Consider the following 9723-nt stretch of genomic DNA (forward strand, 5'->3'; position numbering starts at 1 on the left):
GTTCAGGTCGTCGGGCCGTTCAGCGGCAGCATGGTTTCCTTCAGGCGGCGCAATACGAAGCAGGATTTGCTGTGGCGGATGCCGGGGATGCGGTACAACCGCTCGCGCAGCAGCCGCTCGTAGTCGCGGGTGTCGCGCACGGCGATGCGGATGTAGTAGTCGTAGTCGCCCGACACCAGGAAGGCTTCCAGCACTTCCGGTATCTGCGCCAGCGCCCGCCCGAATTCATACAGCGTTTCCTCGCTGTGGCTCTCCAGCGTGACATGGACGATGACGGTGTCCATGAAGCCCAGGCTGGCCGGGTCGATGTCGACCGTGTAGCCGCGAATCACGCCGGCTGCCTCCATGCGCTTGATCCGGTTCCAACAGGGCGTGGACGACAGGCCGACCGCCGCGCCGATGTCGTTGAGGCTGGCGCGGGCGTTCTCTTGCAGCACGCGCAAAATCGCCAAATCAAACTTGTCCAGGTTCATTTTCTTTGATTCCTCCGCTCCAAAGATAAATTTACTGCGTTTGCCGGCAATGCGTGGAAAAGAAGATAAATATTCTCCCGGATTCCCAATAAGATGGATAGCATGAACGATCGCCTGCACCCCTCCGTCGCCGCCGCGCTTGCCGCCCCTGAAACTCCCCCCGCCAATGGGGCCAGGATTCTGCTGGAAACGCTGATTGCGCACGGCGTGGACACCGTGTTCGGCTATCCCGGCGGCGCCGTGCTGCCGCTGTACGACGCGCTCTATGCGGAGCCGCGCCTGCGCCACGTGCTGGTGCGCCACGAGCAGGCCGCCGTGCATGCCGCCGAGGGCTACGCCCGCACCACCGGCCGCACCGGCGTGGTGTTCGTGACCTCCGGCCCCGGCATGGCCAACACGACCTCGGGCCTGTTGGACGCCATGTGCGACTCGATCCCGGTGCTGTGCATCAGCGGCCAGGTCGCCACCAGCGCCATCGGCACCGACGCCTTCCAGGAATGCGACGCCATCGGCATCTCGCGTTCCGTGACCAAGTGGAACACCCAGGTGCGCTCGGTGGACGACGTCGCCGCCGTCACCGCCCGCGCCTTCGAACTGACGCGCCAGGGCCGGCCCGGCCCGGTGCTGCTGGACTTCCCCAAGGACGTGCAGTTGGCCGTGCCGCGCGACGCGGACGGCGACGACTACACCCCGTCGCAGCAGAAGCTGGCGGCGCTGCGCGCGCGGCGCCAGTCGGGCAAGCTGGCGCCCAAGCTGCCGCAGTCGGCGGTGCGCCGCGCCGCCGCGCTGATCGCCCAGGCCAAGCGCCCCATCTTCTACGGCGGCGGCGGGCTGGTGAACGCCGGCCCCGAGGCCTGCGCCGCCTTCACCGAGCTGGTGCGCGCCAGCGGCGCGCCCTGCACCCTGACGCTGATGGGCCTGGGGGCGTTCCCCGCCTCCGACCCGCAATTCGTCGGCATGCTGGGCATGCACGGCACCGTCGAGGCCAACCTGGCCATGCACAACGCCGACCTGGTGGTCTGCATCGGCGCCCGCTTCGACGACCGCATCACCGGCAAGCTGTCCGAGTTCTGCCCGCATGCGCGCAAGATCCACATCGACATCGACCCCGCTTCCATCAACAAGGTGGTGCGCGTGGACGTGGCCCTGGTGGGCGACTGCCTGCCGCTGGTGCGCGCCCTGCAGGCCGAGCTGGGCGAGCCGCTGGACCCGGCGCGTCTGGCGCCGTGGTGGGCGCGGGTGCAGGCCTGGCGCGCGCAGGACTGCCTGGGCTACACCCCGGCGGCCGACGCCATCCTGCCGCAGCACCTGATGTCGCGCCTGAACGCGGCGCTGGCGGGTCGCGACGCCATCGTCTCGACCGACGTCGGCCAGCACCAGATGTGGGCCGCGCAGTATCTGCGCTTCGACCAGCCGTACCGCTGGCTGACGTCCGGCGGCGCCGGCACCATGGGCTACGGCGTGCCGGCCGCCATCGGCGCGCAGGTCGCGCATCCGGACAAGACCGTGGTGTGCGTCAGCGGCGACGCCTCGGTGCTGATGAACATCCAGGAGCTGTCCACCGCCATGCAGCACCAGGCGCCCGTCAAGGTCGTGCTGTGCAACAACGGCTATATGGGCATGGTGCGCCAGTGGCAGGAACTGATCCACGGCGGCCGCTACAGCCACAGCTACAACGCCTCGCTGCCCGACTTCGTGGCGCTGGCGCGGGCCTTCGGCTGGGGCGCGGCGCGGGTCGAGGACCCGGCGCAACTGGACGCGGCGCTGGCCGAATGCCTGGCGCACGACGGCCCCTACTTCCTCGACGTGGCGGTGACGGCGCAGGAGAACTGCTTCCCCATGATGCCGGCCGGCCATGGCCATCACAAGATGATGCTGGCCGAAGGCGTCTGGTACCAGGACGAGACGACCTGAGCCGGCGGTGATTGCCGGGCAGGCGGACATCCCTGTCGGGACCGCCGGAATGATGAAGGGGCCCTTTGCGGGCCCCTTCGTTTTTGCCGAACGGCCAGCGCGCTGTCAGAACTGGATCGACAGGCCGCCGTCCACCACCAGCACGTGGCCGTTCACGTACGACGCCGCCTTCGATGCCAGGAACACCGCCGCGCCGGCGATCTCCTCCGGCTCGCCCCAGCGCCCGGTCGGGTTGCGCGCCGCGATGCGCGGGCCGACGGCGGGGTCGGCCACCATCTCGGCGTTGGTCTCGGTGGCAAAGGTGCCTGGCGCGATCGCGTTGCTGGTGATGCCGCGCCCGCCGAACTCCGCCGCCAGCGCCCGCACCATGCCGGTCAGGCCCTGCTTGGCGGCCGGATAGACCGCGTCGCCGGCTCGCGCCAGCTCGCCCACCACGGAGGTGATGGCGATCAGGCGGCCGCCGCCCTGGCGCGCCATGCGCTCGGCGGCGTGCTTGGCCAGCAGGATGCCGGCCACCAGGTCGGTGTCGATCAGTTCGCGGATCTCGGCGGCGCTGGTGTCGGCCAGCGTCTTGCGGTTGCGCGCGCCGACGTTGTTCACCAGGATGTCCAGGCGGCCGTGTTCGGCGTCGATGCGCGCGAACGCCCGCGCCATGGCCGCATCGTCGCTGACGTCGAAGGCCAGCGCGTGCGCGTCCAGGCCGTCGCCGCGCAACGCGGCGGCGGTGCTTTCCGCGGCCTGCTCGTTGCGGCCGTTGATCAGCACGCGCGCGCCGCTGCCGGCCAGCGCGCGGGCGATACAGAAGCCCAGCCCGCGGGCCGAGCCGGTCACCAGCGCGACCTGGCCGCTCAGGTCGAAGTTGCGCAGATAGGGCAAGGAAGTCGTCATGGTCGCGGCTCGGTTCATTCGCGGAATTCGGGCGCCCAGTGCAGCAGCCGCCGTTCCAGCCAGGTCACGCAGTACACCAGCGCGATGCCGACGATGGACAACAGCGTGACCGCCGCAAACATGTCGGTGGCGTTCAGTGTAGCCAGCGCGGTGATCATCAGGTAGCCCATGCCGGTGGTGGAGCCGACGAACTCGGCCAGCACCACCCCGATCAGCGCGAAGCTGATGGCGTTGGGCAGCGCGGCGAAGGTCCAGGCGGCGGCGGTCGGGATGCGCACGCGCCACAGGATCTGGCGCGGCGATCCGCCCAGCGTGCGGCAGAAGTCCACCAGTTCGCGCTCGACGCTGCGCCCGCCCTTGTAGGTGTTGAAGAACACCAGGAAGAACACCACGAACCACGAGGTCACCACCTTGGACGCCAGCCCCAGGCCGAAGAACATGGTGATGAGCGGCACGAAGGCGATGCGCGGCATCGAGTTGAAGGCCACGATGAACGGGTTGAACACGTCCGCCAGGAAGCGGCTGCGGCTGAGCGTCATGCCGACGATGAAGCCGCTGCCCACGCCCACCACCAGCCCGACCAGCGTGGCCTGCAACGTCAGCCACAGGTGCGGCCAGACCGAGCGCGGCCCGGGCTGCAGCCATTCCCACAGCCGCACCGCCACGCGTGACGGCTGGCTGATGAAGAACGGATCGAACAGCGTGTTCTGGGTGAACCACGGGATGCGCGTCAGCGTTTCCCAGGAGCCCAGGATGAGGGCCAGGATCAGCACCTGCCACAAGGTGATGCGCAGGCGCCGCCGCGCGCTGGCGCGGCGGTCCAGCCGCAACTGGTCCTGCAGGGTATCGGTGAATTCGGGAGCGGTCATGGCGGAATCAGGCGGCGGCGCGGAACTGCTGGCCCAGCACGCTCCAGAGGCTTTGCACGTGGGTGACGAACTGCGGCGTCTCGCGCAGGGTGAAGACGTCGCGCGGATGCGGGATGGCGATGCGCTCGTCCAGCAGCACGCGGCTGGGCGGGCCCGACAGCACCACCACGCGGTCGGACAGCAGGATGGCCTCGTCCAGATCGTGCGTGACCAGCACCACGGTCTGGCCCAGCTTGCGCCAGATCTCCATCAGCTCGCGGTGCAGGTGGGTCTTGGTGTGCGTATCGAGCGCGCCGAATGGCTCGTCCAGCAGCAGGATGCGCGGCTCCACCGCCAGGCTCATCAGCAGCGCCACGCGCCGCCGCATGCCGCCCGAGAGCTGGTGCGGAAAGGCGTCGGCGAAGGCCGTCAGGTGGCCCAGTTCCAGCAGCTCGGCCACCCGGCTGGCGATGCGCGCGGCCGGCACGCCCTGGAACTTCAGGCCCAGCGCCACGTTCTTCCTGACGCTGAACCAGGGCAGCAGCGTGTCCTTCTGGAAGATGTAGCCCAGCGCCGGCGGCACCTGGCCGTCGACTACCCGTCCGTCCACCACGATGCGGCCGGTGGTGGGCGGCAGGAAGCCGGCGATCATGTTCAGCAGCGTGCTCTTGCCGCAGCCCGAGGGGCCGACGATCGACACGAACTCGCCCGCCGCGATCTCCAGGCCGACCTCGCCCACCGCGTGGGTGGTGCCCTGGCGCGTCTGGTAGGCCTTGCCCACCCGGTCCAGCGTGATCATCGCTAGCCCCGAGCGCGGCGCACGAAGCGCATGTCGACGCACTTGTCGTACGGCACCGTCTTGATCTCGTCGTTCGAGAACTGGCGGCCGTCGCCCATGATGGCGGTCATGCGGTTGTAGGCGTCCTCGGTGATGACGTTGTCCCCCAGGAACACCGTGTCCTTGTACACGCCCAGCGTCTTCTCGATGGCGGCGCGCGGGAAGGCGTTCAGGTAATCGTCGTAGATCACGTCGGCGATCTCGGCGGCGCTGTGGGCGGTGATGAAGTTCTGTGCCTTCACCAGGCCGGTGACGAAGGCCTGCACGGTTTCCGGCCGCTTCTGGATGGTGTCATGCAGCGTCAGCGCGGCGATGCCCGGCACGTCGCCGCCCATGAATTCGTTCCACGAGGCCTCGGTGGTGGCGTCGAAGATCGGCACGCCCCAGCCTTCCTGCCGGGCCTGCTCCATCATCGACATGGTGGCCATGCTGGCGGCCACCGAGCCTGTCTTGAGCGCGCCCAGCATGGTGGCCAGGTCGCCCAGGGGGCGGATGTCGACCTTGTCGGCCACGCCCGCCTTCTGCATCAGGTACAGCGCCATCAGCCAGGTGCTGGACTGCGGCTGGGTCGCGCCCACGCGCTTGCCGGCCAGGTCCTTGAGCGACTTGATCTTGCCGCTGTCGAAATCCTCGCGCCGCACGATGACGTTGGCGTAGGTCAGCTTGCGGTCGAAGCCGAACACCAGCGCAGCCGGCTTGCCGGCCAGCGTCAGCGCCGGCGCGGCGGTGGCCGCGGTGGCGCCGAACGCGATCTGGCCGGCCGCCAGCAACTGGTTGGTGCGCGGGCCGCTCTGCGAATTCAGGTACTCGACTTCCAGCCCCGCTTCGCCGAAGTAACCCTTCTTGAGCGCCACGTAGCCGGCCGCGAAGAACGGGTCGATGCTGCCCTGCCCGTAGACCACGCGGCCCAGCTTGGGCTGGGCGAAGGCGACACGGCCGCCGATCAGGGTGACGCCGGCCAGCGCCCCGGTAGCGGCCAGCACGCGGCGGCGGTTGGTGAAGTGGGGGCTCGTGCTCATGTCTTCCTCGGTCTCGATCGGGTGTGGTTGTTTGGCGTCAACAATACCGCAGCGGCGCCTGCCGTCCAACAATGGAAAACGCCCGGTTGCCCGGGCGTTCTCGTCGTGCCACGCAAGTGTAGACCGTGGCGGCTTATGCCGCGGTCTTCTTGGGCGCGGCCTTCTTCACGGCTTTCTTGGCGGCGGTCTTGGTCGCGGTCTTCTTCACCGCGGCCTTCTTGGCCGGCGCCTTCTTCGCCGCCGTCTTGGTGGCGGCGCCGGCGGTCTTGGCCGGGGCGCGGCCGCGGCCGGGTTTCTCCGGACGCGGTTCGAACTCGAAGCCGATCTTGCCGTCGGGCTGGCGCACCAGGAAAGCCTTGAACTTGCGGTTGGTGCGGCTGGACACGAAGCCGTCGAGCAGGTCGGTGCGGCCGTCGGTCAGCAGCTTTTCCATCTGCTCGCGCGAGATTTCCTGCTGCAGGATGACCTTGCCCGAGCGGAAGTCGCAGCTCTTTTCAGGGCCGACCGACTTCTCGCAGACATAGCTCATGCCGTGCTCGAACACCCGCGACTGGCACTTGGGGCAGGTGCCCACCGGCGTGTGGCCGGAGAAGTCCACCGCCTCGTTGTCGTCCTCGTCGTTCTGACCGAAGTCGAATTCCAGCTTGTACTCGTCGCTGATGCGCAGGATGGCGGCGAACGGCCGGCCCATCTTGCTGATGAAGCCCTGCAGCGGACCGATCTCGCGCTTGGCCAGCAGTTCCTCGACTTCCGGCAGCTCGAAGGTGCGGCCGCCCGGGTGCTTGCCGATCGAGAAGTCGCAGTTGGTGCAGGCAAAGCGGCGATAGTTTTCCTTGACCACCCCGCCGCACTTGGGGCACGGCGTCTGCAGCGTGGCGTAGTCGCCGGGCACCGTGTCGCGCTCGTATTCCTTGGCGCGCTTGACGATCACCTGCGTCATCTGGGCGATCTCGCGCATGAAGGCCTGGCGGTCCAGCGCGCCCTGCTCGATCTGCTTGAGCTTGTGTTCCCATTCGCCGGTCAGCTCGGGCGAGGTCAGTTCCGACACGTCCAGGCCCGACAGCAGCGTCATCAACTGGCGCGCCTTGGCGGTCGGCACCAGGTCGCGGCCCTCGCGGCGCAGGTAGACCTCGTTGAGCAGGCCTTCGATGATGGCCGCGCGGGTGGCCGGCGTTCCCAGGCCGCGCTCGGACATGGCCTCGCGCAGTTCCTCGTCGTCCACCAGCTTGCCGGCGCCTTCCATGGCCGACAGCAGCGTGCCTTCGTTAAAGCGCGCCGGCGGCTTGGTGGTCAAGCCCACGGCTTCGACGTCCTCGGTGCGCACGGTCTCGCCGTCGCCCACCGGCACCAGGTTGGCGTCCTCGCCCTGGGCTTCCTTGCCGTACACGGCCAGCCAGCCCGGATTGACCAGCACCTTGCCGTCGGTGCGGAAGCGATGCCCCTGCACCTCGGTCATGCGGGTGGTGACGCGGTATTCGGCGGCCGGGAAGAACACGGCCAGGAAGCGCTTGAGCACCAGGTCGTAGAGCTTGGCCTCGGCCTCGCTCAGGTCGTGCGGGATCTGCAGCGTCGGGATGATGGCAAAGTGATCCGACACCTTCTTGTTGTCGAAGATGCGGCGGTTCGGCTTGACCCAGTGCTGGCTGACCACGGTCTCGGCATGGCGCGACAGCCCGCCGACGGCGTTGGAGCCGCCCTTGGCCAGCGCGCGCATGGTTTCCTGCACCGTGCCGATGTAGTCCTCGGGCAGATAGCGCGAGTCGGTACGCGGGTAGGTCAGCGCCTTGTGGCGTTCGTACAGGGTCTGGGCCAGCGCCAGGGTGGTCTTGGCCGAGAAGCCGAAGCGGCCGTTGGCCTCGCGCTGCAGCGAGGTCAGGTCGTACAGGGCCGGCGACATCTGGGTCGACGGCTTGGATTCCTCGGTGACGCTGCCCGGCTGGTCGCGGCAGGCGGCCACCACGCTCTGGGCGGCGGCCTGCGACCACAGGCGCGACTCGCGCTTCTCGGGGTCGCGCTCGTCCTTCTTGAAGTCCGGATCGATCCAGCGGCCTTCGTACAGGCCGGCGGCGGCCACGAACGTGGCGCGCACTTCCCAGTAGTCGCGCGGCACGAAGCGGCGGATGCGTTCCTCGCGCTCGGCCACGATGGCCAGCGTGGGGGTCTGCACCCGGCCCACCGGCGTCTTGAAGAAGCCGCCGTCCTTGCTGTTGAAGGCGGTCATGGCGCGGGTGCCGTTGATGCCCACCAGCCAGTCGGCCTCGGCGCGCGAGCGGGCGGCGGCCTCCAACGGCTTGAGCTGGCTGTCGTCGCGCAGGTTGGCGAAGGCCTCGCGGATGGCGGCCTGGGTCATGGATTGCAGCCACAGGCGCTGGATGGGCTTTTTCACGCCCGCATACTGAATGATGTAGCGGAAGATCAGTTCGCCCTCGCGCCCCGCGTCACAGGCGTTGATGATGGCATCGACGTCCTTGCGCTTGGCCAGGCGCACCAGCAGCTTGAGGCGCTCGGCGGATTTCTTGTCGGTCGGCCCGAGCTCGAATTCAGGCGGAATTACCGGCAGGTGCGTGAAGCTCCATTTCCCCTTGACCGGATCGTTGGGCGCGACCAAGCTAAGCAAATGCCCGATGCTGGACGCCAGTACGTAACGTTCGCTTTCAAAATAGTCGCCCTCGCGCGCAAAGCCTCCCAAGGCGCGTGATATATCAAGGGCCACCGAGGGCTTCTCGGCAATAATCAGCGTTTTATTCATGTGTATCCAGTGGCGGCAGTCCCGCCGTAGTAGCGCGGATAATAAGATCGGAGTTTCGCGAGATGCAAGTCGGCATTGAACGGCAAGTGGGATCGGAACTTCACGCATGGCGTCAATTCCTGGCGCGCAGCACCCTCTGGCTGGGGGTCCTGCTGCTCGGCAGCGCCGCCATCTGCTGGGTCGCGGCGAACTGGCAGGACATGACAAAAATCCAGCGCTTCGCCGGCACGCAGGGCCTGCTGGCCCTGACCGCGCTGGCGGCCGCGTGGACCGGTTTGCGCCTGCGCGCCACCCCTGGCGTGCGCCGCAGCATTCCCGGCGCGCTGCTGGCCCTGGCCGGCATCCTGCTCGGCGCCCTGCTCGCGTTATTAGGCCAAACTTACCAGACTGGCGCCGATACCTGGGAATTGTTCGCCTGGTGGGCGGTCCTGCTGCTGCCGTGGGCATTGGTGGCGGCCAGCCAGGCCGTCTGGCTGCTGTGGGCGCTGGTGACCAACGTCGCCCTGGTCCTGTGGCTGGGCGAGCGCGCCTTCGCCTGGTGGCTGATCTTCGGCGGCCCCCAGGTCGCCAGCCTGATCGTGGCTGCCTGGAACCTGCTGTTGCTGCTGGGCTGGGAACTGGCGGCGCGCCGCTGGCGCGCCAGCACCCTGATCGGACCACGGGTCCTGGCGGCGCTGGTGGTCACCCCGCTGGTGGTGGCGCTGATGTTCGGCGACTTCATGCTGCGCGGCCTGGGCTCCGTCAACAGCCTGGCCTGGATCGCCGTGACGCTGGGCCTGGGTTTCTTTTACCAGCGCGGCCGCCGTGACCTGGTCATTCTCGCCATGCTGGCGGCCGGCGCCATCTGCGTCTCGCTGCGCATCGTCGGCGAATGGCTGCTGCGGCTGGAGCCCGGCGTCTGGGCCGCCCTGCCCCTGGCGGCGCTGCTGATGGCCGAGGGCGTCTGGGCCGCGCGCTGGCTGCGCGGGCTGGCCCAGCCGCCCCGGGTCGCCGC

8 protein-coding genes are annotated in these 9723 nt (G+C 68.5%); 2 read left to right on the top strand and 6 right to left on the bottom strand.

The window, feature by feature from the left end; all coding sequences use genetic code 11:
* Positions 1-2: 2 nt before the first annotated feature.
* Complete coding sequence (locus HV783_RS17470; protein ID WP_175189567.1) at positions 3-473, bottom strand: Lrp/AsnC family transcriptional regulator; 471 nt, start codon at positions 471-473, stop codon at positions 3-5.
* Positions 474-566: 93 nt separating this feature from the next.
* On the opposite strand from HV783_RS17470, the gene ilvB reads away from it, so the two are divergent.
* On the top strand, positions 567-2387 hold the full coding sequence (ilvB, locus tag HV783_RS17475; RefSeq protein ID WP_109421647.1) for a biosynthetic-type acetolactate synthase large subunit: 1821 nt from the start codon (positions 567-569) through the stop codon (positions 2385-2387).
* Positions 2388-2492: 105 nt separating this feature from the next.
* On the opposite strand, the gene HV783_RS17480 is transcribed toward ilvB, so the two are convergent.
* The 5 genes from HV783_RS17480 to HV783_RS17500 all read right to left on the bottom strand — a co-directional run bounded on the left by HV783_RS17480 (position 2493) and on the right by HV783_RS17500 (position 8729).
* Complete coding sequence (locus HV783_RS17480; protein WP_175189568.1) at positions 2493-3275, bottom strand: SDR family oxidoreductase; 783 nt, start codon at positions 3273-3275, stop codon at positions 2493-2495.
* Between the two features lie 14 nt (positions 3276-3289).
* Positions 3290-4144 (bottom strand): ABC transporter permease, encoded by an 855-nt coding sequence (locus tag HV783_RS17485; RefSeq protein ID WP_049070406.1) that lies wholly within the window; start codon positions 4142-4144, stop codon positions 3290-3292.
* Positions 4145-4151: 7 nt separating this feature from the next.
* Positions 4152-4922 carry an ABC transporter ATP-binding protein gene (locus HV783_RS17490; protein ID WP_175189569.1) on the bottom strand — a complete coding sequence of 257 codons (771 nt, stop codon included), beginning with the start codon at positions 4920-4922 and terminating at the stop codon, positions 4152-4154.
* Positions 4923-4924: 2 nt separating this feature from the next.
* Positions 4925-5980, bottom strand: coding sequence for an ABC transporter substrate-binding protein (locus HV783_RS17495; protein WP_175189570.1), 1056 nt, complete (start codon positions 5978-5980; stop codon positions 4925-4927).
* A gap of 133 nt (positions 5981-6113) precedes the next feature.
* The gene (locus HV783_RS17500) at positions 6114-8729 is read right to left on the bottom strand and encodes a DNA topoisomerase III (protein WP_175143543.1); all 2616 of its coding nucleotides are present in this window, start codon (positions 8727-8729) and stop codon (positions 6114-6116) included.
* A gap of 62 nt (positions 8730-8791) precedes the next feature.
* Here HV783_RS17500 and HV783_RS17505 point away from each other — a divergent pair.
* Positions 8792-9723 (top strand): DUF2157 domain-containing protein (locus HV783_RS17505; RefSeq protein ID WP_175189571.1); only part of this gene is annotated, 932 nt, incomplete at its 3' end.

Source organism: Achromobacter dolens (assembly GCF_902859745.1).
Lineage (GTDB): Bacteria > Pseudomonadota > Gammaproteobacteria > Burkholderiales > Burkholderiaceae_B > Achromobacter > Achromobacter dolens.